Origin of the sequence: Variovorax sp. CCNWLW225, from assembly GCF_037204045.1 — a bacterium.
GTDB lineage: Bacteria > Pseudomonadota > Gammaproteobacteria > Burkholderiales > Burkholderiaceae_C > Variovorax.
The window spans coordinates 226,865-250,427 of the sequence record NZ_JBBCBV010000006.1 but is presented as its reverse complement, the minus strand read 5'-3'; the positions used below and the strand labels follow the sequence as shown (position 1 = coordinate 250,427).

At 65.5% G+C, this 23,563-nt stretch carries 21 protein-coding genes and 1 riboswitch; of the genes, 18 read left to right on the top strand and 3 right to left on the bottom strand.

Translation table 11 applies throughout. The features are described from left to right. The first annotated feature begins 23 nt into the window (after window positions 1-23). From V9L20_RS13930 to iaaH, 5 genes are all read left to right on the top strand, one after another. Entirely contained in the window at window positions 24-1,208 is a 1,185-nt protein-coding gene (locus V9L20_RS13930) for an acetyl-CoA C-acyltransferase (RefSeq protein ID WP_337297035.1), read from the top strand. Window positions 1,209-1,291: 83 nt separating this feature from the next. Continuing rightward, window positions 1,292-2,542, top strand: a complete 1,251-nt coding sequence (locus V9L20_RS13925; protein WP_258502503.1) for a glutamate carboxypeptidase — start codon at window positions 1,292-1,294, stop codon at window positions 2,540-2,542. 33 nt (window positions 2,543-2,575) lie between these two features. Next, window positions 2,576-3,706, top strand: a complete 1,131-nt coding sequence (locus V9L20_RS13920; protein WP_337297034.1) for an acyl-CoA dehydrogenase family protein — start codon at window positions 2,576-2,578, stop codon at window positions 3,704-3,706. After that, window positions 3,703-4,542 (top strand): metallophosphoesterase, encoded by an 840-nt coding sequence (locus V9L20_RS13915; RefSeq protein ID WP_337297033.1) that lies wholly within the window; start codon window positions 3,703-3,705, stop codon window positions 4,540-4,542. The genes V9L20_RS13920 and V9L20_RS13915 overlap by 4 nt, the downstream gene beginning before the upstream one ends. Window positions 4,543-4,630: 88 nt before the next feature. Then, window positions 4,631-6,139: an indoleacetamide hydrolase gene (iaaH, locus tag V9L20_RS13910; RefSeq protein WP_337297032.1), complete on the top strand. Its 1,509-nt coding sequence runs from the start codon at window positions 4,631-4,633 to the stop codon at window positions 6,137-6,139. Between the two features lie 16 nt (window positions 6,140-6,155). Here the strand turns inward: iaaH and V9L20_RS13905 are convergent, their stop codons facing one another. Continuing rightward, on the bottom strand, window positions 6,156-6,890 hold the full coding sequence (locus V9L20_RS13905; RefSeq protein WP_337297031.1) for a helix-turn-helix transcriptional regulator: 735 nt from the start codon (window positions 6,888-6,890) through the stop codon (window positions 6,156-6,158). 134 nt (window positions 6,891-7,024) lie between these two features. Between V9L20_RS13905 and V9L20_RS13900 the strand changes: the two genes are divergently transcribed. From V9L20_RS13900 to V9L20_RS13875, 6 genes are all read left to right on the top strand, one after another. Beyond that, a complete protein-coding gene (locus V9L20_RS13900) occupies window positions 7,025-7,453 on the top strand; it encodes a YchJ family protein (RefSeq protein ID WP_258502498.1) in 429 nt (142 codons plus the stop codon). Window positions 7,454-7,479: 26 nt separating this feature from the next. Then, window positions 7,480-7,585, top strand: a riboswitch (TPP riboswitch). Between the two features lie 86 nt (window positions 7,586-7,671). Next, the gene (gene thiC / locus V9L20_RS13895; protein ID WP_337297030.1) at window positions 7,672-9,555 is read left to right on the top strand and encodes a phosphomethylpyrimidine synthase ThiC; all 1,884 of its coding nucleotides are present in this window, start codon (window positions 7,672-7,674) and stop codon (window positions 9,553-9,555) included. 56 nt (window positions 9,556-9,611) lie between these two features. Further along, window positions 9,612-10,304 (top strand): HAD family hydrolase, encoded by a 693-nt coding sequence (locus V9L20_RS13890; RefSeq protein WP_337297029.1) that lies wholly within the window; start codon window positions 9,612-9,614, stop codon window positions 10,302-10,304. Window positions 10,305-10,400: 96 nt separating this feature from the next. Further along, entirely contained in the window at window positions 10,401-10,727 is a 327-nt protein-coding gene (locus tag V9L20_RS13885) for a thioredoxin family protein (RefSeq protein WP_337297028.1), read from the top strand. A gap of 309 nt (window positions 10,728-11,036) precedes the next feature. Then, window positions 11,037-11,240: a hypothetical protein gene (locus tag V9L20_RS13880; RefSeq protein WP_337297027.1), complete on the top strand. Its 204-nt coding sequence runs from the start codon at window positions 11,037-11,039 to the stop codon at window positions 11,238-11,240. A 188-nt stretch (window positions 11,241-11,428) separates the two neighbouring features. After that, on the top strand, window positions 11,429-12,472 hold the full coding sequence (locus V9L20_RS13875) for a hypothetical protein (RefSeq protein ID WP_337297026.1): 1,044 nt from the start codon (window positions 11,429-11,431) through the stop codon (window positions 12,470-12,472). A 173-nt stretch (window positions 12,473-12,645) separates the two neighbouring features. Here the strand turns inward: V9L20_RS13875 and V9L20_RS13870 are convergent, their stop codons facing one another. After that, a complete protein-coding gene (locus tag V9L20_RS13870; RefSeq protein WP_337297025.1) occupies window positions 12,646-13,674 on the bottom strand; it encodes an AraC family transcriptional regulator in 1,029 nt (342 codons plus the stop codon). 140 nt (window positions 13,675-13,814) lie between these two features. Between V9L20_RS13870 and V9L20_RS13865 the strand changes: the two genes are divergently transcribed. From V9L20_RS13865 to V9L20_RS13835, 7 genes are all read left to right on the top strand, one after another. Then, window positions 13,815-14,987: an isovaleryl-CoA dehydrogenase gene (locus V9L20_RS13865; protein ID WP_337297024.1), complete on the top strand. Its 1,173-nt coding sequence runs from the start codon at window positions 13,815-13,817 to the stop codon at window positions 14,985-14,987. A 42-nt stretch (window positions 14,988-15,029) separates the two neighbouring features. Beyond that, window positions 15,030-15,998 carry a tripartite tricarboxylate transporter substrate binding protein gene (locus tag V9L20_RS13860; protein ID WP_337297023.1) on the top strand — a complete coding sequence of 323 codons (969 nt, stop codon included), beginning with the start codon at window positions 15,030-15,032 and terminating at the stop codon, window positions 15,996-15,998. A gap of 29 nt (window positions 15,999-16,027) precedes the next feature. Then, on the top strand, window positions 16,028-17,698 hold the full coding sequence (locus V9L20_RS13855; protein ID WP_337297022.1) for an AMP-binding protein: 1,671 nt from the start codon (window positions 16,028-16,030) through the stop codon (window positions 17,696-17,698). Next, the gene (locus V9L20_RS13850) at window positions 17,695-19,320 is read left to right on the top strand and encodes a carboxyl transferase domain-containing protein (RefSeq protein WP_337297021.1); all 1,626 of its coding nucleotides are present in this window, start codon (window positions 17,695-17,697) and stop codon (window positions 19,318-19,320) included. Before V9L20_RS13855 ends, V9L20_RS13850 begins: the two co-directional genes overlap by 4 nt. Before the next feature lie 354 nt (window positions 19,321-19,674). After that, a complete protein-coding gene (locus tag V9L20_RS13845; RefSeq protein ID WP_337297020.1) occupies window positions 19,675-20,466 on the top strand; it encodes an enoyl-CoA hydratase/isomerase family protein in 792 nt (263 codons plus the stop codon). Between the two features lie 9 nt (window positions 20,467-20,475). After that, on the top strand, window positions 20,476-21,147 hold the full coding sequence (locus V9L20_RS13840) for a DUF4126 domain-containing protein (RefSeq protein ID WP_337297019.1): 672 nt from the start codon (window positions 20,476-20,478) through the stop codon (window positions 21,145-21,147). Beyond that, the gene (locus V9L20_RS13835; protein ID WP_258502484.1) at window positions 21,140-23,143 is read left to right on the top strand and encodes an acetyl/propionyl/methylcrotonyl-CoA carboxylase subunit alpha; all 2,004 of its coding nucleotides are present in this window, start codon (window positions 21,140-21,142) and stop codon (window positions 23,141-23,143) included. Before V9L20_RS13840 ends, V9L20_RS13835 begins: the two co-directional genes overlap by 8 nt. 1 nt (window position 23,144) lies before the next feature. Here the strand turns inward: V9L20_RS13835 and V9L20_RS13830 are convergent, their stop codons facing one another. Further along, entirely contained in the window at window positions 23,145-23,459 is a 315-nt protein-coding gene (locus V9L20_RS13830; RefSeq protein WP_258502483.1) for an EthD family reductase, read from the bottom strand. Between the last annotated feature and the right edge of the window lie 104 nt (window positions 23,460-23,563).

The following is a 23,563-nucleotide window of genomic DNA, read 5'->3' as shown; positions in this document are numbered from 1 at the left end:
TCAACTTTCCGAAGGAGATCACCATGTCCGAATCCATCGTCATCGTCGGCGCCGCCCGCACCCCCATGGGGAGCTTCCAGGGCGACTTTTCTTCCCTCTCCGCGCACGACCTCGGCGGCGCCGCCATCAAGGCCGCCGTGGAGCGCGCCGGCATTGCACCTGACAGCGTCGGCGAAGTGCTGTTCGGCAACTGCCTCATGGCCGGCCAAGGCCAGGCGCCGGCGCGCCAGGCGGCCTACAAGGGCGGCCTGCCCGACAGCGCGGGCGCGGTCACGCTCAGCAAGATGTGCGGCTCGGCCATGAAGGCCGCCATGCTCGCGCATGATTTGCTGCTGGCCGGCACGCACGACGTGATGGTGGCAGGCGGCATGGAAAGCATGACCAACGCGCCCTACCTGATGCTCAAGGGCCGCGGCGGCTACCGCATGGGCCACGACAAGATCTATGACCACATGATGCTCGACGGCCTGGAAGACGCCTACCAGCCGGGCCGCTCGATGGGCACCTTCGGCGAAGACTGCGCCGCCAAGTACAAGTTCACGCGCGAGCAGCAAGACGCCTTTGCCATTGCCAGCGTGCAGCGCGCCAAGGCGGCCACCGAGTCCGGCGCGTTCAAGGACGAGATCACGCCCGTGACCGTGAAGGGCCGCGGCGGCGACACCGTCATTTCCATCGACGAAGGCCCGGGCAAGGTCAAGCTCGACAAGATCGCCACGCTCAAGCCCGCGTTCAAGAAAGAGAACGGCACCATCACCGCCGCATCGAGCTCGTCGATCAACGACGGCGCCGCCGCGCTGGTGATGATGACCGAATCGCATGCGAAGAAGATCGGCGTCAAGCCCATCGCGCGCATCGTCGGCCATGCCACGCATGCGCAGCAGCCCGAGTGGTTCTCCACCGCGCCGGTGGGCGCCGTGGCCAAGCTGTTCAAGAAGACCGGCTGGACGGTCAAGGACGTCGATCTGTGGGAAGTGAACGAAGCTTTCGCGGTGGTGCCGATGGCGCTGATGCATGAGCTCGACGTGTCGCACGAGATCGTCAACGTGAACGGCGGCGCCTGCGCGCTGGGCCACCCCATCGGCGCCAGCGGCGCGCGCATCATGGTCACGCTCATCCACGCGCTGAAGGCGCGCGGCAAGAAGCGCGGCGTGGCCACGCTGTGCATCGGCGGCGGCGAAGGCACCGCCGTGGCACTCGAATTGCTCTGATAAAAACGACCGCCACAAGCGCCCCTTGCCGGGGCGCTTCGTGGTTTTTCTTCAAAAATATCGCAGACGCCAGGAGGTTCTTCATGCGCCCATCCATCCAACGTACCGTCATGACGGCCTTGCTCGCCGGCGCCTTTCTTGCGCCCGCCGCCGGCTGGGCGCAGAAACGCGACAATGTGCTCTTCCAGGCCGCGACCGATGCGCAGCCCGCGGTGCTCAAGACGCTGGAGCAGCTCGTCAACATCGAAACCGGCACGGGCGATGCCGAAGGCATTGCGGCTGCCGGCAACTATCTCGAGGCCGAACTCAAGAACCTCGGCTTCACCGTCACGCGCAGCAAGTCGGCCGGGCTCGCGGTGGGCGACAACATCGTCGGCAAGATCAAGGGCCGGGGCGGCAAGAACCTGCTGCTGATGTCGCACATGGACACCGTGTACCTCAAGGGCACGCTCGCGAAGGCGCCTTTCCGCATCGAGGGCAACAAGGCCTACGGCCCCGGCATTGCCGACGACAAGGGCGGCAACGCCGTCATCCTGCACACGCTGAAGCTGCTCAAGGACTACGGCGTGCGCGACTACGGCACCATCACCGTGCTCTTCAACACCGACGAGGAAAAAGGCTCCTTCGGCTCGCGCGACCTGATCCAGGAAGAAGCCAAGCAGGCCGACTACGTGCTGTCCTTCGAACCCACGGCCGCCGGCGACGAAAAGCTATCGCTCGGCACCTCGGGCATTGCCTACGTACAGGTCAACATCACCGGCAAGGCCTCGCACGCCGGTGCCGCGCCCGACCTGGGCGTGAACGCGCTCGTGGAGGCGTCGGACCTGGTGCTGCGCACCATGAGCATCGACGACAAGGCCAAGCACCTGCGCTTCAACTGGACCATTGCCAAGGCCGGCAGCGTGTCGAACATCATTCCCGCCAGCGCCACGCTCAATGCAGACGTGCGCTACGCGCAGAACGAAGACTTCGAGGCCGCCATGAAGACACTCGAAGAAAAGGCGCAGCAAAAGAAGCTGCCCGAATCCGACGTCAAGGTGTTGATCACGCGCGGCCGTCCGGCCTTCAACGCGGGCGAAGGCGGCAAGAAGCTGGTCGAGAAGGCCGTGGCTTTCTACAAGGAAGCCGGCGGCACGCTGGGCGTCGAAGAACGCACCGGCGGCGGCACCGATGCAGCCTACGCAGCGCTCTCGGGCAAGCCGGTGATCGAAAGCCTGGGCCTGCCGGGCTTCGGCTATCACAGCGACAAGGCTGAATACGTCGACATCAGCGCGATTCCACGGCGCCTGTACATGGCGGCGCGGCTCATCATGGACTTGGGCGCCGGCAAGTAAGCACGCAAGAATAAAAAAGACAGGAGACACACCATGCTGCTCAGTGCCGACCAGGAAGCCATCCGCGACGCGGTGCGCGATTTTTCGCAGGCCGAACTCTGGCCCAACGCTCCGAAGTGGGATCGCGAACACAGCTTTCCGAAGGAAGCGCACCAGGGCCTTGCGGCACTGGGCGCCTACGGCATCTGCGTGCCGGAAGAGCATGGCGGCGCGGGGCTCGACTACCTCACGCTCGCGCTGGTGCTCGAAGAAATCGCGGCTGGCGACGGCGGCACCAGCACGGCCATCAGCGTGACCAACTGCCCGGTCAACGCCATCCTCATGCGCTATGGCAACGCGCAGCAGAAGAAGCAGTGGCTCGAACCGCTGGCGCAAGGACGGATGCTCGGCGCCTTCTGCCTGACCGAACCGCAGGCCGGCAGCGATGCGTCGAGCCTGCGCACCACGGCGCGGAAAGACGCAGACGGCTACGTGATCGACGGCGTGAAGCAGTTCATCACCAGCGGCAAGAACGGCCAAGTCGCCATCGTCATCGCAGTGACCGACAAAGGCGCGGGCAAGCGCGGCATGAGCGCTTTCATCGTGCCCACCGATGCGCCCGGCTACAGCGTCGCGCGCCTCGAAGACAAGCTCGGCCAGCACAGCAGCGACACCGCGCAGATCAATTTCGACGGCTGCCGCATCCCGGCGGAAAACCTGATCGGTGCCGAGGGCGAGGGTTACAAGATCGCGCTGGGCGCGCTCGAAGGTGGTCGCATCGGCATTGCGGCGCAGAGCGTGGGCATGGCGCGCAGCGCGTTCGAGGTGGCGCTGGCCTACGCCAAGGAGCGCCAGGCCTTCGGCGGTTCGATCTTCGAACAGCAGGCCGTGGGCTTTCGCCTGGCCGAGTGCGCCACGCAACTTGAAGCCGCACGCCAGCTCATCTGGCACGCCGCAAGCCTGCGCGACGCCGGCCGCCCCTGCCTGAAGGAAGCGGCCATGGCCAAGCTGTTCGCGAGCGAAATGGCCGAGCGCGTGTGCAGCGCCGCCATCCAGACGCTGGGCGGCTACGGCTACGTGAACGACTTTCCGCTCGAGCGCATCTATCGCGACGTGCGGGTGTGCCAGATCTACGAAGGCACGTCGGACATCCAGAAGCTGCTGATTCAACGCGCGCTGGCGTGAGCGCCGGTACGCGCCGCCGGCTGCCGGTGCTCCGGACCGCGGCGGCCGTCCTGCTGCTGGCGCTGGCCGTCTGGACGGTAGCCATCGAGCCGCGCTGGGTCGCGGCACGCGTCGAGCCGTTGAGTTCGGCGCATTGGCAGGCGCCCGCCGGACTCAAGGTGGCCATGGCGGGCGATTGGCATCTCACCACGCGCTCGGCATGGCGCATTACCAGCGTGGAGCGCGCCGCGCGCATCGTCGACCAGATCAACGCCGCGCAGCCCGACGTGATCCTGCTGCCCGGCGACTTTCTTGCGGGTTCGGGTGGCGACGAAGACCTGTCGATCGAGGAAATGGCTGCCGTGCTGGGCCGCCTGAAAGCGCCGCAGGGCGTGTATGCAGTGCTCGGCAACCACGACTGGTGGCACGACGGCCTGCGCACGGCGCGGGCCTTGTCTGCACAGGGCATCCGCGTGCTCGAAAACGCCTCGGTGCGCCTGCCGGACCATGACATCTGGGTGGTCGGCATCGGCGACGACTCGACGGGCCATTCACAGCCGGACCAGGCACTGGCCGGCGTGCCGAAGGGCGCCGCCACGCTGGTCATGATGCACGACCCCTTCAGCTTCGCGACGATGCCGCCCACCCGCGGGTTGATGGTGGCCGCGCACACGCACGGCGGGCAGATCAGCGTGCCGGGCTACGGCGCCCTGGTGGTGCCGGGGCGCGCGCCACGCGAGTGGGCCTATGGCTGGATCGCGCACAAGGACAAGCGCATGTACGTGACCAGCGGGCTGGGTGTGAGCATTCTTCCGGTGCGCTTCAACATGCGGCCCGAGTGGGTGATGTTCCAGTAAGGCGTCGAAGCCGTGTCATCGTTCTTGATGACAGACAGGACAGCGCCCTTGGCCCAGCATGTCGGTCTCTTTGTCGAAGGTCCTTGCCATGTCCAATTCCAAACCCTTCTTCTTCGCCGCGGCCCTGCTGTGCCTCGGTGCATCCGCCCAGGCGCAACCCGCCGCCGTTGACATCGGCTCGCTGACGGCGAGCGATGCCGTGCAGCAGCTCTGCGCCGGCACCCTGACCAGCGAGCAGCTCGTGACAGCGTACCTTGGGAAAGCCAAGGAGAAGGCGAGTCTCAACGCCTTCATCACGCTCGACGAAGCCGGCGCACTGACGGCCGCGCGTGCCGCCGATGCCACGCGCAAGCGCGGCGGTGCCTGCAAGCCGCTGGCCGGACTGCCCGTGGTCATCAAGGACAACATCCAGGTGCAGGGCCTGCCCGCCACGGCCGGGTCGCCGGCGCTCAAGGGCTTTGTTCCCAAGGCCGATGCGCCGGTGGTCGCCAAGCTGCGCGCGGCCGGCGCCGTCATTCTCGGCAAGACGAACATGCACGAATTGGCCTTCGGCGTGACAGGCTACAACCCCGCGTTCCAGACCGGCCCCGAGGTGGGCGTGCGCAATGCCTACGACGCAAGCCGCGTGGCGGGCGGTTCGTCCTCAGGCAATGGCGCGGCTCTCGGCGCACGCATGGCGCCGGCGGCACTGGGCACCGACACCGGCGGCTCGGTGCGCATTCCGTGCGCATTCAACGGCTGCGCTTCGCTGCGTCCGAGCATGAGCCGTTATTCGCAGCGGGGCATCGCGCCGATCTCGCACACCCGTGACACCGCCGGGCCGATGGCGCAGTCGATGGCCGACGTTGCGCTGCTCGACCGCGTGATTGCAGGCGGCGCCCCGCTGAAGCCCGCCGACCTGAAGCGCGTGCGGCTCGGCGTGGTGCCGGCTTTCTACGCCAACCTCGACGCCGATACGCGCGCCGCAACCGACGCAGCACTGGCCAAGCTGCGCGCGGCAGGCGCCACGCTGGTCGACGTGGAGATGCCGAAGCTCATGGAACTCAATGGCGCCATCGGCTTTCCGGTCGCGCTCTACGAGGCGAACGACGACATGGTCGCCTACCTCGCGAAATACCGCACCGGCATCGACATCGCGCAGCTGACGGCCGGCATTGCGAGCCCGGACGTCAAGGCCACCTTCGAGGCGTTCGTGATTCCGCGCAAGCTGCCGGCGCCGAATGGCACGGTCGACGCCAAGCCGGCCTACGACAGCGCAATGCACGTCGCGCGGCCCGCGTTGCAGAAGCTCTACCGCGACACCTTCGCGCAGCACCGCCTCGATGCGCTGGTGTTTCCCACCGTGCCGCGCGTGGCGCCGCTGGCTGCACCCGAGGCCAGCAGCCCCGAGAACTTCGGCGTGCTGATACAGAACACCGACCCCGGCAGCAACGCCGGCATTCCGGGCGTGCAGCTGCCCTCGGGCCTTGGCGCAACCAGCGGCTTGCCCATTGGGTTGGAACTCGACGGGCCCGCCGGCAGTGATCGAAAGTTGCTCGCCGTGGGCCTTGCGGTGGAAAACGTGCTGGGCCGCCTGCCGGCTCCAAAGGCGAAGTAGGGCGCTTTAGCCCGTATCAGCGCTGGGCCCAGCCGGCCAGCGCCGAGCGGCGTTCGATGCCGAGCTTGTCGAAGATGCGCCGCAGGTAGGTGCGCACCGTCGGCACGCTCACCGCCATGCGGCGCGCGATTTCCTTGTCGGTCAGTCCTTCGCAGACAGCCTGAGCGACCTCCTGCTCTCGCGCACTCAGGGCACTCCACGGCGCTTCGGCGGGCATTTGCACGGCAGCCGCTTTACGCTGAGCACGCTGCAGCGCACCGATGAAAGCCGGCTCGATCAGGTCGAGCAGTGCCTTTTCATGATCGCCGAAATCGCCGCGGCCTTTGCACCGCCAGATGCGCAGGTCGCCCAGCGCCCGGTTGCCCTCGAACGCATGCAGGTTCATGCCCCAGTGCAGTCCGTCGCGCGAAAGAAAGTCGGTGAAGAATTCTGTGTGCATCAGTTCACGCTGCGGCATCACGTCGGTCACGCGCGTCGCGCGGCGGTGCGACTGCAGCACGAAGGTGATCGGGTCATGGTGCTGATGCCATTCGCCATAGCGGTCGAGGTTGGCAGGGTCCATGTTCAAGGCTACGCGGCCGTCGAACTGACCGGTCTCGGCATTCCAGACGAAGGAGGCGAACTGGTCCGCATGCAGCAGGTCGAGCAGCGCCCGGCCGAGTCGCTCGCGAATGTCGCCTTCGCCTCGGTCTTCCGCCAGCAGCGTGAAAACGCCGCGCAGCGCCTGCTGTTCGGAGCCTGTCAGGTACATCGCCGCCTCGTTCTTTTCGTGTGCAGAAACAAGGCTAACTTCTAGCAAGCACTGCGCCAAGGGTGGATCTCCGAAGGCGCCCCGGGGTTGCCCCATCGGGGGCAGGGCCGCGAGGTGTTCCAATAGAGGCCTTCATGAGCGCCACTGTTCCCACCACCGGACCCTGCCCCTGCGGCCGCACGGACCGTCGAGACAAGCCCATCGGCTATGCCCTGTGCTGCGGCCGCTACCTCGAAGACTTCGAGGGCACGCCCGCGCCGGACGCCGAATCGCTGATGCGTTCGCGCTATACCGCCTTTGTGCTGGAGCGTGGGCCCTACCTGCTTGCCACCTGGCACGCGTCCACGCGGCCGGCGTCGATCGAGTTCGAGCCCGGCGTGAAATGGCTGGGCCTGGACATCCGCTCGCGATCGGTGCTCGACGCCGACCACGCAGAGGTCGAATTCGTCGCCCGGCAGCGCAGCAGCACCGGCACCGCCACGCGGCTGCACGAGCGCAGCCGCTTCGTGCGCGAGGGCGATCGCTGGTTCTACCTCGAAGGCGACTTGCAGACTCCTGGTTGACTCGGCGGGCCGAGGCTCGCACAATCGGCCTCGCTCCGGGGTGCACGCATGTGGCGTGCTGAGATGGCAAAGCTGCCGACCCGCGAACTTGATCCGGGTCATACCGGCGTAAGAAGAGCTGCACTCCCTGACTCCGGTCCGCCACCCACCCACCGTGGCGGCCCAAAGTCCACCGAGCGATTGCGGAGCACCCTTTCCCTCAACAAGGAGTGCCCCGCATGAATGCCCCCGACAAGTTCACCTCCCTGCTCTCGCTCACGCGCGAGCCCTTTCCCGCTTCGCACAAGTGCCTGATTCCGGGCAGCCGGCCCGACCTGAACGTGCCGGTGCGCGACGTTCTGCTCACCAACGGCGAGACCGTGTCGCTCTACGACACCTCGGGCCCCTATACCGATGCCAAGGTCGAGATCGACGTGCGCCGCGGCCTGCCCGACGTGCGCGGTGCGTGGGTGATCGAGCGCAACGACACCGAAAGCTACGAGGGCCGCACCCACCACGCGCTGGACGACGGTGCCAAGAACGAAGACCGCGACGCCCAGCGCCTGGCCGAACTGCGCGCCGGCGCCTCGGCCCTGCAGCGCACGCCGCGCCGCGCCAAGTCGGGCGCGAACGTGACGCAGATGCACTATGCCCGCCGCGGCATCGTCACCCCCGAGATGGAGTACGTGGCACTGCGCGAGAACGGCAAGCGCGAGTGGATGGCCGAGTACCTGGCCAACGAGGAGCGTGCCAAGCGCGTGGCCGGCAATCCCATGGGCGCGAGCATTCCGCGCATCATCACGCCCGAGTTCGTGCGCGACGAAGTGGCGCGCGGCCGAGCAATCATTCCGGCCAACATCAACCACCCTGAGGTCGAGCCGATGGCCATCGGCCGCAACTTCAAGGTGAAGATCAACGCCAACATCGGCAACTCGGCCGTCACTTCGAGCATCGAGGAAGAAGTCGAAAAGCTGGTGTGGGCCATTCGCTGGGGCGCCGACAACGTGATGGATCTTTCGACCGGCAAGAACATACACACCACGCGCGACTGGATCGTGCGCAACTCGCCGGTGCCCATCGGCACGGTGCCGATCTACCAGGCGCTCGAAAAAGTGGGCGGCGTGGCCGAAGACCTCACCTGGGAGATCTACCGCGACACGCTGATCGAGCAGGCCGAGCAGGGTGTGGACTACTTCACCATTCATGCGGGCCTGCGGCTGCCGTTCATTCACCTGACCGCCGACCGCATGACGGGCATCGTCTCGCGCGGCGGTTCGATCATGGCCAAGTGGTGCATTGCGCACCACAAGGAGAGCTTTCTCTACGAGCACTTCGAAGACATCTGCGACATCATGAAGGCCTACGACGTGAGCTTTTCGCTCGGCGACGGCCTGCGCCCGGGCTCCGGCGCCGATGCCAACGACGAGGCCCAGTTTGCCGAGCTGCGCACGCTGGGCGAGCTCACGCAGATTGCATGGAAGCACGATGTGCAGACCATGATCGAAGGGCCGGGCCATGTGCCGATGCACATGATCCAGTCGAACATGGACGAGCAGCTCAAGCACTGCCACGAGGCGCCGTTCTACACGCTCGGGCCGCTGACCATCGACATTGCGCCTGGCTACGACCACATTGCAAGCGCCATCGGCGCCGCGATGATCGGCTGGGCCGGCACCGCGATGCTCTGCTACGTGACGCCGAAGGAGCACCTGGGCCTGCCCGATCGAGACGACGTGAAGCAGGGAATCATTGCGTACAAGATCGCCGCGCATGCGGCGGATGTGGCCAAGGGGCACCCGGGCGCGCGGTCGCGCGACGATGCGCTCAGCAAGGCGCGCTTCGAGTTCCGTTGGCAAGACCAGTTCAACCTGGGGCTCGACCCCGACACGGCACGTGAATTCCACGACGAGACGCTGCCCAAGGATTCGAGCAAGGTGGCGCATTTCTGTTCGATGTGCGGGCCCAAGTTCTGCTCGATGAAGATCACGCAGGAGGTGCGCGAATACGCCGCCAAGAAGGGCGTGGCGGAGGCCGAAGCCATGGCCGAGGGCATGGAGGAAAAGTCGAAGGAGTTCATGGCGGGCGGTGGGGAGATCTACATCCCGATACGGCCCGTGGCCTGAGCGCGCCCGGGGTCGTTGCTACCATGAGGGGCTATCCCCGAACCCCTTCCAGTGCAATGACCCCATTTCCCTTCGCCGCAGTCCTCTTCGACTGCGACGGCGTTCTCGTCGACTCCGAACCCATCACCAACCGCGTGCTTGCCGAAATGCTCGGCGAGCTCGGTTGGCACCTCACCACCGAAGAGTCGATGAACACCTTCACCGGCAAGGCCGTGAAGGACGAAACGGACCTCATCGAATCCAAGACCGGCGTCAGGATCACAGAGGAGTGGCTCAGGGCATTCAGGGCCCGCCGCAACGAAGCCCTCGAACGGGACTTGGTAGCCATTCCCCACGCTCCCGCAACCATCCGCGAGATTCATGCAAGGCTCAAGGGCCGCATCGCGTGCGCCTCGGGTGCCGACCGCCACAAGGTCGAGCTTCAACTGGCGAAGGTGGGTCTCATCGATTGCTTCCAGGGCCGGATCTTCAGCGGCCACGAGATGCCGCGCTCCAAGCCCCACCCTGATGTGTACCTTGCCGCCGCCGAGGCTCTGGGCGTCGATCCGAAACGCTGCGCGGTGGTCGAAGACACCGTCACGGGCGCCATGGCCGGCGTGGCCGCGGGCGCCACGGTGTTCGGCTACAGCACCGGCGAATCGGGCCACAGCGGACCCGAGGCGCTGCGCAGCGTCGGCGCGCTGCAGGTGTTCAGCGACATGCGGGAACTGCCCGCGCTGCTTGCGGCCCACGGCATGCAGCCGGCCTGAAAAAACCAGCCGGATAACCCAAGCCCCTGCCGCGCACAGGCCTGCAAAGTTTCTGGTGCAATGGACCAAGCAAGCCAAGAAAGGAGCCAGATCGTCATGACTTCCGAATACAAGACCGAACAACCGGCCCGCGCCGAAATCGACGCCCTCAAGGGCCCCGCGGTGGTCGAGTTCGGTACCAACTGGTGCGGTATCTGCAAGGCCGCGCAGCCCAATATCGCAGAGGCTTTTGCCAAGTACCCCGACATCCCGCGCATCAAGGTTGAAGACGGCAGCGGCCGTCCCTTGGGGCGCTCGTTCAACGTGCGCCTATGGCCCACGCTGGTGTTCATGCGCGACGGCAAGGAGGTTGCGAAGCTGGTGCGGCCGGAAGACAGCCAGTCGATCGCGGATGCGCTGGCGCTGATCGACAAGTCGACCTGACTGCGCATCGTTCCGGCCTGTCGCGTAGGCGCTGCGAACCATGAGCACCGAACTGCACCGGCTCGCCCAGGAGGTCGACCTGGACGCGCAGGCCCTAGCACCCTTGCGCCTGCGGTTCGGTCTGGCCTGCGCCCGGCGCGTGCGGCATCTGCTGGAGTCGCCAGAGGCCATCGAAGGCCTCGACACGCTCAAGGCCTTTCTCGACGGCCGGGCTAGCCCGGACGCAGTGGCGCAGGCCATGCACCAGATGGATGTGGTGGCCGGTGGCCATCCGGGCTCGCGCTCCCCGACGGGGCGGCTCATGCGGCGGTGTCCGCGACCTATGCCGTGTCCCAGGCAGTGGCTGGCCGCGCGCTGCAGGCGGCGGCGTACGCGGCCTACGCCACGGTCTATGCCTACGGCGGCTACGCGGTCACCGATCCTGAGGCCTTCGCGGAAGAGTTCGCGTGGCAGGTCTCGGCGTTCCGCGCGCTGCGCGACGACGGGCCGGGGCCAGCCGCACCGGCAGGTTGATCCCGAGTCTCGGGGGGCATGCGTCCGCGCGGGCGCAGAATTTCTGCGGTCGGCCTGCACGTGCAAGCTAGCCGGTGCGGTCAATTTGAACCCGCAAGTCCAATGCATTGGATATGCACGACCGTGCCACGAACGAACGGTGATCCCCTCTCGACGACGCTGCAAGACCTCTCAAAAGTAAGGACATCATGGAACGCTCATTCCTGCCTCTATCAAGGGGAACGCCGCCTGAGGAATTCACGCTCCGTGTTTACTGTCCTCCGGCGATGCAACTCTCCATTCAACCCAGTGCGGAGACACTCGGGTTTACCGTAGTGGGGAGGCCTGTAGATGTTTCGATCGATAAAAACGGCACTTTGGTGCTGATCGCGAAGGGTTTTCCGGTGGCGGATGCCGCAAGGAATTTCTTCCCTGTATTGCAACGAGCGGTTGCGTTGGCAGGTGTGAGCGGACGGTTGGCTGTCAATATGCCTCTAGAGATTTCTGAGACCAAGGTGTCTGACTTTGGTTTCTGGGAGGGGCAACAGGAAGTCATAGAGCACGGGTGGCCAGCAACGCAGCTACCGAATCCTCTTGTTATCTATAACGACGGAGCGTGGGTTTATCCGGAGCACGAGTATGTCGCTCTGATAAAAATCATCCGTATTGTTCCCACCTTTCTTACCGACATTGCACAAATTACGAAAGAGCTGACAGATGCTTCCACGCAGATGCCACAACAAGCAAGGCCGATAGATCGAGAGGTCTTGATCGCCGCGTCATTTCTTGCGCATGGATGTCGATCGACACTGCAAGTGTGGCGATTCCTGATCGCAGTCACTGGACTGGAGATGCTTGCGGATCGACAGCAAGCGGGAGACGAAACAAAGCAGGTGATTGAACTTCTGCGGGAAGATATCGATGCGAAGTACGCGCAGACGCCAGCGGTTCAAGTCGACTGGTTAAAGAATGCAATTCAAGGAGCGAAAGAGCAATCCATCGGCGCCGCAGTAAAGGACTTGGTCATCAACTGGTGCGCTCCGGGCAAGGCGAAGAACCCGCTGCATCAGTTTTTCACCGACGAGGGCGACTGTAGAAAAAAGGTGTCGGCACTTTACGCGCTGCGCTCTCAATATGTGCACAGCGGTCGAGTGACACAGGAAAAGGCTCTCAAGCGATATTCCTTTTCCGAACTTGCGAGCGTGGCGACCGCGTCTCTGCAGCACATCCTCAACGAAATGCTGCGCGGTTAGCCGAATTTGTTCAAGCGAGAGATCGGAGTAATTTTCTTGCGCTCACCGCACAGGAGCTCCGCCCCTCGGAGCCGATGTTGCCTCTGGCGATGAATTCGGCGCCGATTCAGTTTCGACTGCTGCTGGCGCAGGCCGTGGAGGCCGAAGGCGCGGCCGAAGTCCGGGGCGCGCTGCTATAACCCCTGCTGCCGAAAGTCGCGCGGCGCATGCCCGGTCCACTGCAGGAACGCACGCGAAAAGCTCTTCTCGTTGCGAAAGCCCACCGCCAGTGCCACTTGCTTGATTGGCCGATTGGTGCGGCGTAACTGCTCCACTGCCATCTCGTGGCGCACTTCGTTCTTCAGCACCTGCAGCGATGTCCCTTCTTCGTGCAATTGCCGATGCAGCGTGCGGCCCGATACGTTGAGCAGCGTGGCCAGCGCCTCCGCCGTCGTGGCCTCGCCGGCGCGCGAGCGCAGCAATTCTCGAACCCTCTGCCCCAGCAGCCGGTCGCGGCGGTACTGAAGGATGGTCAGCGGCAGCGCACGCTTGAGCATGGCGCGCAACGCCCGCTCGTCGCGCTGCAAGGACAGGGCGAGATAGCGTTCGTCGAAGCTGATGGTGGCCTGCGGCGCGTCGAAGCGCACCTCGGGCGTGAACATTGGCGCGTAGGCATCGCGGTGCGGCGGGGCCGCGAACGGAAAGGTCGCGTTGCGCAGCGAAATGCGCGAGTCGATGGCCCAGCACATGTAGCCGTGCATGAAGCGCAGGCTGGTCACCAGGCAGAACTCGCGAAAGGCCTCGTCCAGCGGGCGGTTCTCGGCAATGCGCAGCGTGGCCACGCCGCCCGCCACCTCGAGCGCAAGGCCGATGTCCTCGGTCAGCAACCGGTGGTGGCGGCACCAGCGCTTGATGGCCACGCCCAGGTCGGGCGAACTCAGCGATGCGCGGCACAGCATGCCGTAGCTGCCCCAGGGCAGACGCCGCGAGAACCAGCCCAACGCTTCGTCGTCCAGCTCTTGCATGGCGTGTTCCGAGAGTGCCTCGAACTGCGCCGCCGTGACCCGCGCGCCCGGCCGCGCCAGCTCGCGCGGCGTGATCTGTGCCGCTTTCAGGGCTTCGGCAGGGTCGATGCCGTAGCGCTCATAGCCCTTCACAATGGCTCTCACAAAGGCCATGGGCGTGACGGCTCGGGCGGGCTTCAGGAAGGCGGGCGAGGTCATGGTCGAGCGAGTAGGACGTGGCGCAATTTGCAACCATTGTGGCGCCAATTGCGGCGCAGCGAGGCGTAAGCTGTGTTTCTTCCAAGCGCCAATCCGCGTGGGTAGCTCTGCGCGCCGACCCCTCAGAGGAGACAAGACACATGCACGATCCCGGCCTGAACTTCGACCTGGGCGAGGACATCGACTCGCTGCGCAGCGCCATCCAGGACTTTGCCGCGAACGAAATCGCGCCCCGCGCCGCCGACATCGACCGCGACAACCTGTTCCCGCACGACCTGTGGCAAAAGCTCGGCGAACTCGGTCTGCACGGCATGACCGTGAAAGAAGAATTCGGCGGCACCGAACTGGGCTACCTGGCGCACATCGTGGCCATGGAAGAAGTCTCGCGGGCCTCGGCCTCGGTGGGCCTTTCTTACGGCGCGCACTCCAACCTGTGCGTGAACCAGATCCACCGCAACGGCAGCGATGCGCAGAAGAAAAAGTACCTGCCCAAGCTCGTGAGCGGCGAGCACGTGGGCGCGCTGGCCATGAGCGAGCCCAACGCCGGCTCCGACGTGGTGAGCATGAAGCTCAAGGCCGAGAAGAAGAACGGCTACTACGTGCTCAACGGCGGCAAGATGTGGATCACCAACGGCGGCGACGCCGACACGCTGGTCATCTACGCCAAGACCGAGCCCGAGATGGGCGCGCGCGGCATGACGGCCTTCATCGTCGAAAAGGGCTTCAAGGGCTTTTCGGCCGGCGCCAAGCTCGACAAGCTGGGCATGCGCGGCTCCAACACCTATCCGCTGTTCTTCGACAACTGCGAAGTGCCCGAAGAAAACGTGCTTGGCGGCGAAGGCATGGGCGCCAAGGTGCTGATGAGCGGACTCGACTACGAGCGCGCAGTGCTGTCGGGCGGCCCGCTCGGCATCATGGCCGCATGCATGGACGCGGTGCTGCCCTTCATCCACGAGCGCAAACAGTTCGGCCAGAGCATCGGCGAGTTCCAGCTGATGCAGGGCAAGCTGGCGGACATGTATTCGACGTGGCAAGCCACGCGTGCCTACGTGTACGCGGTGGGCAAGGCCTGCGACCGCAACGACCATGCGCGCACTTTCCGTAAGGATGCGGCGGGCGCGATTCTCTATTCGGCCGAGAAGGCGACATGGATGGCTGGCGAGGCGATCCAGGCGCTGGGCGGCGTGGGCTACACGAAGGACTTTCCGGTCGAGCGGCTGTGGCGCGATGCGAAGCTGTATGAGATCGGCGCGGGGACGAGCGAGATCCGCCGCATGCTGATCGGGCGCGAGCTGTTTGCCGAGACTTCCTGAAAGCGGCCAGCCGAACTTTCGAATGACAACAGGAGACAACCCATGACCTTGACCCGCCGCCACGCCGCACTGGCTGTGGCCGCCACGTTGTGCGCTGCCGCTTTCGCCCAGGACAAATACCCATCCAAACCCATCACCCTCGTCGTCCCCCAATCCGCCGGCGGTGCCAACGACGCCATTGCGCGCGTGGTTGCGCAGCGCCTGTCGGAGCAAATGGGCCAGAGCGTGATCGTGGACAACCGTCCTGGTGCGGGCGGTACGGTGGCCACGGCGGCGCTGGCGCGCGCCAAGCATGACGGCTACACGCTGCTGCTCACGGCAGACAGCGCCCACGTGGTCGGCCCCGCGCTCTACAAGAACCCCGGGTTCGATGCGGTCAAGGACTTCGAGCCCGTCGCACCCGTCGCCACGGCGGGCTATGTGCTGGTGGCGAACCCCTCCTTTCCCGCCAACAACGTGGCGGAGCTGATTGCGCAGGCCAAGGCCCAACCCGGCCAGTACACCATTGCCTCGGCGGGCAACGGCACCCTCAACCACCTGATCGGCGAAATGCTGCAAAAACAGGCAGGCATCCAGCTCCGGCATGTGCCCTACAAGGGCTCGGCGGCGGCGGCGACCGACGTGGTGGGCGGGCAGGTGCCGCTGTCGGTGCAAAGCCTGCCTTCGGTCATGGGCTTCATCAAGGCGGGCAGGCTCAAGGTGCTGGGGGTGGTGAACGCCAAACGCGTGGCCGTACTGCCGGATGTGCCGACCATCGGTGAAACGCTCAAGGGTTTTGGCGAAGCGCCGTGGTATGCGTTGTTCGCGCCTGCAGGCACGCCCGCGCCCATCGTGGCGCAGTTGCAGGCCGAAGTGGCTCGCGCGCTGGATCAGAAGGACGTGGCCGACAAGCTTGCCGCGGTGGGCTGCGAGCCCTTCAAGGGCACCGCGGCCCAGTTGGGCGCGCTGGTGCGCGCCGACCTGCCCAAGTGGGCGCGCGTGGTGAAGGACACCGGCGCCACGGTGGACTGATTTCTCAATAGCAACAGGAAACACGCAACATGTCTCCACGATTGAGTTTTGCCCAAGGCGATACCCGCATTCCTCTGATCGAGCAGACCATCGGCGACTTCTTCGATGCAATGGCGGCGCGCCAGCCCCATGCGCTGGCGCTGGTGAGTCGCCATGAAGGGCAGCGCTTCACCTACCGTGAACTGCAGGCCGAATCGAATCGCCTCGCCAGCGCATTGCTGAATCTGGGGCTCGCACCCGGCGACCGCGTGGGCATCTGGTCGCACAACAACGCGCCCTGGGTGCTGATGCAGATCGCGACCGCCAAGGCCGGCCTGATCCTCGTCAACATCAACCCGGCCTACCGCACCTCCGAGCTCGAATACGCGCTCAACAAGGTCGGCTGCAAGGCTCTGGTGACGATGGCGCAGTTCAAGACCAGCGACTACCTCGGCATGCTGCGGGAACTCGGCCCCAAGCGCCTGCCACAGCTGCAGCACACCTTCTGGATCGACGGCAAGGCCGCAGCCGATGTGGAACAACCGGGCATGCAGCGCTTCAGCCAGTTGCTCGCGAGCGGCGATGCAAGCGACCCGCGCGTGGCGCAGGTGCAGAAGACGCTCAAGGCCACCGACCCGATCAACATCCAGTTCACCAGCGGCACCACGGGCTTCCCCAAGGGCGCGACGCTCACGCACCGCAACATCCTGAACAACGGCTTTTTTATCGGCGAGTGCATGAAGCTCTCGCCCATCGACAAGCTCTGCATTCCGGTACCGCTGTACCACTGCTTCGGCATGGTGCTGGGCAACCTCGCCTGCCTTACGCACGGTTCGGCCATCGTGTACCCGAACGATGGATTCGATCCGCTCACGGTGCTCGAAACCGTGCAGGCCGAGAAGTGCACCGGGCTGCACGGCGTGCCCACGATGTTCATTGCCGAGCTTGACCATCCACGCTTCAAGGAGTTCGACCTTTCGACGCTGCGCACCGGCATCATGGCCGGCTCGCCGTGCCCCATCGAGGTGATGAAGCGCGTGGTGAACGAAATGCACCTGAGCGAAATCACCATTGCCTACGGCATGACCGAGACCAGCCCGGTGAGCTGCCAGAGCAGCACCGACACGCCGCTGGACAAGCGCGTGTCCACTGTCGGCACCGTGCAGCCGCACATCGAGGTGAAGATCGTCGACCCAGAGACCGGCGGCATCGTGCCGACTGGCCAGTCGGGCGAGCTGTGCACGCGCGGCTACTCGGTGATGCACGGCTACTGGGAAGACGAGCCCAAGACCCGCGAGGCCATCGACGCCGAGCACTGGATGCACACCGGCGATCTCGCGACGATGGATGCCGAGGGCTACGTCAACATCGTCGGCCGCATCAAGGACCTGGTGATCCGCGGCGGCGAGAACATCTACCCGCGCGAGATCGAAGAGTTTCTGTACCGCCACCCCAAGGTGCAGGACGTGCAGGTGGTCGGGCTGCCCGACAAGAAGTACGGCGAGGAGCTCTGCGCCTGGATCATCGTGAAGCCCGGCCAGACCGCGACCGACACGGAGATCCGCGACTTCTGCAAGGGCCAGATCGCGCACTACAAGGTGCCGAAGTACATCCAGTTCGTCACCGAATTTCCGATGACGGTGACCGGCAAGATCCAGAAATTCAAGATCCGCGATGCCATGACCGAGCAGCTCGGTCTCAGCCAAGAAAAGACAGCATGAGCAAACTCGAAACGAAATTGAATGCCCGCTCGGCCGACTTCCAAGCGAATGCCGCGGCGATGCGCGCACTGGTCGACGACCTGCACGCGCAGTTCGCGAAAGTGGAGCAGGGCGGCGGCGAGGCCGCGCGCGCCAAGCACACCGCGCGCGGCAAGCTGCTGCCGCGCGACCGCGTGGCCGAGCTGCTCGACCCCGGCACGCCGTTCCTGGAGATCGCTCCGCTGGCCGCGCACGCGATGTACCTTGATGCCAAGGGGGCCGAATCGGCACCCGGCGCCGGCATCATCGCGGGCATTGGCCGCGTGAACGGCGTCGACTGCATGATCGTATGCAACGACGCGACGGTGAAGGGCGGAACCTACTACCCGATGACGGTGAAGAAGCATCTGCGCGCGCAGGAGATCGCCGAGCAGAACCGCCTGCCCTGCATCTACCTGGTCGATTCGGGCGGCGCCAACCTGCCGAACCAGGACGAGGTCTTCCCCGACCGCGACCACTTCGGCCGCATCTTCTACAACCAGGCCAACATGAGCGCCCAGGGCATTCCGCAGATTGCGGTGGTCATGGGCTCATGCACGGCGGGCGGCGCCTACGTGCCGGCGATGAGCGACGAGTCGATCATCGTGAAGAACCAGGGCACCATTTTCCTGGGCGGCCCGCCGCTCGTGAAGGCGGCCACGGGCGAGGTCGTCACAGCCGAAGACCTGGGCGGCGGCGATGTGCACACGCGGCTGTCGGGTGTGGTCGACCACCTGGCGCAGAACGACCTGCACGCGCTGGCGCTTGCGCGCTCGGCGGTGGCCAACCTCAATGCGAAGACGGCCACGGAAGGTGCCGAGAAGGCCGCCGTACGCGAACCCGCGTTCCCGCGCGAAGAGCTCTACGGCGTGATCCCCACCGACACCCGCAAACCCTTCGACGTGCGCGAGATCATCGCGCGCATCGTCGACGGCAGCGAGTTCCACGAGTTCAAGGCCCGCTTCGGCGCCACGCTGGTGTGCGGGTTTGCGGAGATCGAGGGCATGCCCGTTGGCATCGTCGCCAACAACGGCATCCTGTTCAGCGAGTCGGCCCAAAAGGGCGCGCACTTCATCGAGCTGTGCTGCCACCGCAAGATTCCGCTGGTGTTTTTGCAGAACATCACCGGCTTCATGGTGGGCCGCAAATACGAGAACGAAGGCATTGCGCGCCATGGCGCCAAGATGGTGACGGCAGTGGCCACGGCCAACGTGCCCAAGTTCACCATCATCATCGGCGGCAGCTTCGGCGCCGGCAACTACGGCATGTGCGGCCGCGCCTACAGCCCGCGCTTTCTCTGGATGTGGCCCAACGCGCGCATCAGCGTGATGGGCGGCGAGCAGGCCGCGAGCGTGCTGGCCACGGTGAAGCGCGACGGCATCGAACTCAAGGGCGGCAGCTGGAGCAAGGAAGAGGAAGAGGCCTTCAAGGCGCCGATTCGCCAGCAGTACGAAGACCAGGGCCACCCGTACTACGCGACGGCACGGCTGTGGGACGACGGCATCATCGATCCGGCGGATACGCGGCGGGTGCTGGCTTTGGGTCTTGCTGCTGCACGCAACGCGCCCATTCCAGAGCCGAAGTTCGGCATTTTCCGGATGTAGTCATGGCACGGCTTTCTTTGGCTTCGGGTGGATATGGGTGTCGCGTTTCGGGGCGTTCAGGGCGCGCCCCCGCCGACGGGGTACCTTTCTCCGCGAATGTCCCCCGGCCTTCGGCCTCCTCCTTTATTTCGCTGCGCAAGGCACCCCATCAGCGGGTGCGTTGGGCAGAGCCGTGGTTGATCAGCGGAACACCAGCAGCGCGTCCAGGTGCACAGGGCATCGGGTGCTCCACGCAGCGAAATAAAGGAGGAGGGGCGCAGCCCCGGGGGACATTCGCGGAGGGGAGTACCCGGTGGCCTGTGCACACGCCCCGAAAGCACCGCGAACCACGCATCAGCACCACGGACAAATGACATGACCTTCACCAAACTGAAACTGGAAGTCCAGGACACAGTAGCGCGCATCTGGCTGGACCAGCCCGACGCACGCAACGCCTTCGACGACATCGTCATCGCCGAACTGACCCAGGCCTTCAACGAAGCCGGCGCCCAGCCGCAGGTCAAGGCTATCGTGCTCGGCGCCAGCGGCCCTGCCTTCTGCGCCGGAGCGAATCTCAACTGGATGCGCCGCATGGCCGACTACACCCGCGACGAGAACATCGCCGATGCGGGCAAGCTGGCCACCATGCTGCGCACCATTGCCGAATGCCCCAAGCCGACCATCGCGCGCGTGCAGGGCGATGTGTACGCCGGTGGCATGGGGCTGGTGGCCGCCTGCGACATGGCGGTGAGTGTCGATACAGCCTGGTACTGCCTGAGCGAAGTGAAGATCGGTCTTGTGCCGGCAACCATCAGCCCCTATGTGCTGCGCGCCATGGGCACACGCGCTTCGCAGCGCTACTTTCTTACGGCGGAGCGCTTCATCGCTGCCGAGGCGCATCGCATCGGCTTCGTGCATGAAATAGTTGCTGGCGCCGATGCGCTCGATGCCAAGGTCGATGAACTGGTGAAGGCGCTCACCAGTGCCAGCCCCGCCGCGGTGCGTTCCTGCAAGCAGCTGATCGCAGATGTGGACGGACGCGAGATCGACGATGCGCTGATTGGCAAGACCGTCGAGAGCATTGCCGACATCCGCGCGAGCGACGAAGGCCGCGAAGGCGTGCAGGCCTTCCTGCAGAAACGCAAGCCGTCCTGGCTCGGCCGCTGAGTGCACGCCATGAACGCGCTCGACATGCCCCAACTGCTTGCCCTGGCCGCGGCAGTCGGCTGGGCCAGCGGCGTGCGGCTGTACCTGGTCGTGCTGCTCACGGGGTTGGCCGGCTACTTCGGCTGGGTGCCTCTGCCCGGCGGACTGCAGATGCTCGCGCATCCGGTCGTCATTGCGGCCAGCGGCTTCATGGTGTTCATCGAGTTCTTCGCCGACAAGATTCCCGGCCTCGATTCGCTCTGGGACGTGGTGCACACCGCCATTCGCATTCCGGCCGGCGCGGCGCTCGCGGCCAGCGTGTTCGGCGCCGACCATGGCGCGATGGCCGTGGTTGCGGCGCTGCTCGGCGGCGGCTTTGCGGCCACCGCGCATGCCGCCAAGGCCACGACGCGGGCGGCCATCAACACGTCGCCCGAGCCGTTCTCTAATGTAGGCGCTTCGCTGGTCGAAGACAGCATGGTGCCCGCCGGCTTGTGGCTGGCGGTGGCGCATCCGCTGGTCTTCCTGGTGCTTTTTGTGCTGGTGCTTGTGCTCAGCGTGTGGCTCATCCGCAAGAGCTGGCGCTTTCTGAGGGCATTGTTCAGCCGCGTTGCGCGCATCTTCAGCGGCCGACCCGATCCCGGCGTCGTGCCTGCATTTCAACTGAAAAAGAATCCTCCGGGAGACACTCCGAATGTTTAAGAAGATCCTGATCGCCAACCGAGGCGAGATTGCCTGCCGTGTTGCAGCGACCGCTCGCCGCATGGCGATCCGCACCGTGGCCGTGTACTCCGACGCCGACGCGCATGCCAACCACGTGCGCGCCTGCGATGAGTCGGTGCATCTGGGCGGCAGCGCACCGAAAGACAGCTACCTGCGCTGGCAGAAGATCCTCGAAGCGGCCAAGGCCACGGGCGCCGAAGCGGTGCATCCGGGCTACGGCTTTTTGAGCGAGAACGAGGAGTTCGCACAGGCTTGCGCGGACGCAGGGCTCGTCTTCATCGGCCCGCCGCCCTCGGCGATCAAGGCCATGGGCCTGAAGGCCGAATCGAAGCAACTGATGGAAAAGGCCGGCGTGCCGCTGGTGCCCGGCTACCACGGCCACGACCAGGACCCGGCGCTGCTGCAGCGCGAGGCCGACCGCATCGGTTACCCGGTGCTCATCAAGGCCAGTGCGGGCGGCGGCGGCAAGGGCATGCGCGCGGTCGACAAGGCGGAAGACTTCGCGGCGGCGCTCGCTTCGTGCCAGCGCGAGGCGATCAACAGCTTCGGCGACGATGCGGTGCTCATCGAAAAGTACGTGCAACGCCCGCGCCACATCGAGATCCAGGTGTTCGGCGACACGCACGGCAACTATGTCTACCTGTTCGAGCGTGACTGCTCGGTGCAGCGCCGGCACCAGAAGGTGCTCGAAGAAGCGCCCGCGCCCGGCATGACCGAGGCGATGCGCAAGGAAATGGGCGATGCAGCGGTGGCCGCGGCGCGTGCCGTGAACTACGTGGGCGCGGGCACCGTCGAGTTCATCGTCGAGCAGCGCGAAGGCGGCGAGATGAACTTCTTCTTCATGGAGATGAACACGCGGTTGCAGGTGGAGCACCCGGTGACCGAAGCCATCACCGGCCTCGACCTCGTCGAATGGCAACTGCGCGTGGCCTCGGGCGAGGCGCTGCCCGCGAAACAGGCAGACTTGCAGATCCACGGCCACGCCATCGAGGCGCGCATCTGCGCCGAGAACCCTGACAACAACTTCCTGCCGGCCACCGGCACCTTGCGCGTGTACCGCAAGCCGCAGGCGACGGCGTTCCAACGCAGCCGCGTGCGCATCGACGACGGCGTGCGCGAGGGCGGCGAGATCTCGCCGTTCTACGACTCGATGATCGCCAAGCTGATCGTGCACGGCTCCACGCGTGCCGAGGCGTTGGCCCGGCTCGATGCCGCATTGGCGCAGGTGCAGATCGTGGGTGTGTCGACCAACGTGCAGTTCCTGCGCGGCATTCTCGCGACCGAATCGTTCTCGAAGGCCAACCTCGACACCGCGCTGATCGAGCGCGAGCGCGCCGTGCTGTTCGACCGCGAGGCGCTGGGCCTGCCGCTGGCCGCTGCTGCCGCCATCACGCGCACGCTGATTACCGAACGGCCGGCTGGCGCACCCGACCCGTTCGAACGGCGCGACGGCTGGCGCGCGATGGGCGAGTACCGGCGCCACTTCGACTTCGAGTTTCGCGGCGCCGAGCAGACGGCCTTGCTGACCTACAAGCGCGACGGCAGCTTGTGGCTCGAAGCCGGTGGCGTGCAAGGCCCGCTGCTCGTGGGCCAGTTTCCGTCGGGTGAATTCGAGGTCGAGTTCGCGGGCACGCGGCAGACGCTCGACGTGCATCTGGACGGCGCGACGGCCCACGTCTTCGCATCGAAGGGCGCGACGAAGATCACGGCTATCGACCGTCTCGCCCATGCCGGCGACACCCATGCCGAAGGCGGCCGGCTCACTGCGCCGATGCCCGGCAAGGTCGTGTCGTTCGCGGTCAAGGCCGGCGACAAGGTCAGCCGCGGCCAGCCGCTCGCGGTGATGGAAGCCATGAAGATGGAGCACACCATCGCCGCGCCGGCCGACGGCACCGTGGAAGAGCTGATGTTCGCGCCCGGCGAGCAGGTGGCCGAGGGCGAAGAATTGCTGCGGATGGCCGCGGCAGCAGCCTGAGTCAGCCCACCACCACTTCGCTGATCTGCATCACGGGCGCGATGTCGGTGTAGTTCCTGATGTCGCCGAGGATTTCCTTGGCGTGCGGACCGAAGGCCGCCTGAAAAACGTCGGTCGATTCGCAGAACACATGGCACATGCCGACATAGGTCGGCGGCGTGCCGGGCGCGCCGCCGGCGAGGCCCTTGTCGATGGTGTACGACTTGCAGGCGTCTCCCATGCGGGCCTTCAGAAGCGGCATGTGCGTGTCGCGGTAGTAGGCGTGGTCGAACCGGGCGCCCTCGGTGTAGGGGTACATCACGCTGACTTTGATCATTGCTTCGGTCTCCTGGTGTTTCGATGTCTCGGTGGTCGCGCACCAGCATAGAAGAAGGCCCGGGGCGCTACAAGCGGCCATTGGTCATGGGCCCGGGCAGGCCG

Excerpts from the sequence above, each read along its gene's own strand:
- V9L20_RS13925 (WP_258502503.1), top strand. The coding sequence starts at position 1,292 with ATGCGCCCATCCATCCAACGTACCGTCATGACGGCCTTGCTCGCCGGC.
- V9L20_RS13890 (WP_337297029.1), top strand. The coding sequence starts at position 9,612 with ATGACCCCATTTCCCTTCGCCGCAGTCCTCTTCGACTGCGACGGCGTT.
- V9L20_RS13930 (WP_337297035.1), top strand. The coding sequence starts at position 24 with ATGTCCGAATCCATCGTCATCGTCGGCGCCGCCCGCACCCCCATGGGG.
- V9L20_RS13840 (WP_337297019.1), top strand. The coding sequence starts at position 20,476 with ATGAACGCGCTCGACATGCCCCAACTGCTTGCCCTGGCCGCGGCAGTC.
- V9L20_RS13835 (WP_258502484.1), top strand. The coding sequence starts at position 21,140 with ATGTTTAAGAAGATCCTGATCGCCAACCGAGGCGAGATTGCCTGCCGT.
- V9L20_RS13865 (WP_337297024.1), top strand. The coding sequence starts at position 13,815 with ATGCACGATCCCGGCCTGAACTTCGACCTGGGCGAGGACATCGACTCG.
- V9L20_RS13875 (WP_337297026.1), top strand. The coding sequence starts at position 11,429 with ATGGAACGCTCATTCCTGCCTCTATCAAGGGGAACGCCGCCTGAGGAA.
- V9L20_RS13855 (WP_337297022.1), top strand. The coding sequence starts at position 16,028 with ATGTCTCCACGATTGAGTTTTGCCCAAGGCGATACCCGCATTCCTCTG.
- thiC (WP_337297030.1), top strand. The coding sequence starts at position 7,672 with ATGAATGCCCCCGACAAGTTCACCTCCCTGCTCTCGCTCACGCGCGAG.
- V9L20_RS13885 (WP_337297028.1), top strand. The coding sequence starts at position 10,401 with ATGACTTCCGAATACAAGACCGAACAACCGGCCCGCGCCGAAATCGAC.
- V9L20_RS13870 (WP_337297025.1), bottom strand. The coding sequence starts at position 13,674 with ATGACCTCGCCCGCCTTCCTGAAGCCCGCCCGAGCCGTCACGCCCATG.
- iaaH (WP_337297032.1), top strand. The coding sequence starts at position 4,631 with ATGTCCAATTCCAAACCCTTCTTCTTCGCCGCGGCCCTGCTGTGCCTC.
- V9L20_RS13845 (WP_337297020.1), top strand. The coding sequence starts at position 19,675 with ATGACCTTCACCAAACTGAAACTGGAAGTCCAGGACACAGTAGCGCGC.
- V9L20_RS13900 (WP_258502498.1), top strand. The coding sequence starts at position 7,025 with ATGAGCGCCACTGTTCCCACCACCGGACCCTGCCCCTGCGGCCGCACG.
- V9L20_RS13920 (WP_337297034.1), top strand. The coding sequence starts at position 2,576 with ATGCTGCTCAGTGCCGACCAGGAAGCCATCCGCGACGCGGTGCGCGAT.
- V9L20_RS13905 (WP_337297031.1), bottom strand. The coding sequence starts at position 6,890 with ATGTACCTGACAGGCTCCGAACAGCAGGCGCTGCGCGGCGTTTTCACG.
- V9L20_RS13860 (WP_337297023.1), top strand. The coding sequence starts at position 15,030 with ATGACCTTGACCCGCCGCCACGCCGCACTGGCTGTGGCCGCCACGTTG.
- V9L20_RS13830 (WP_258502483.1), bottom strand. The coding sequence starts at position 23,459 with ATGATCAAAGTCAGCGTGATGTACCCCTACACCGAGGGCGCCCGGTTC.
- V9L20_RS13850 (WP_337297021.1), top strand. The coding sequence starts at position 17,695 with ATGAGCAAACTCGAAACGAAATTGAATGCCCGCTCGGCCGACTTCCAA.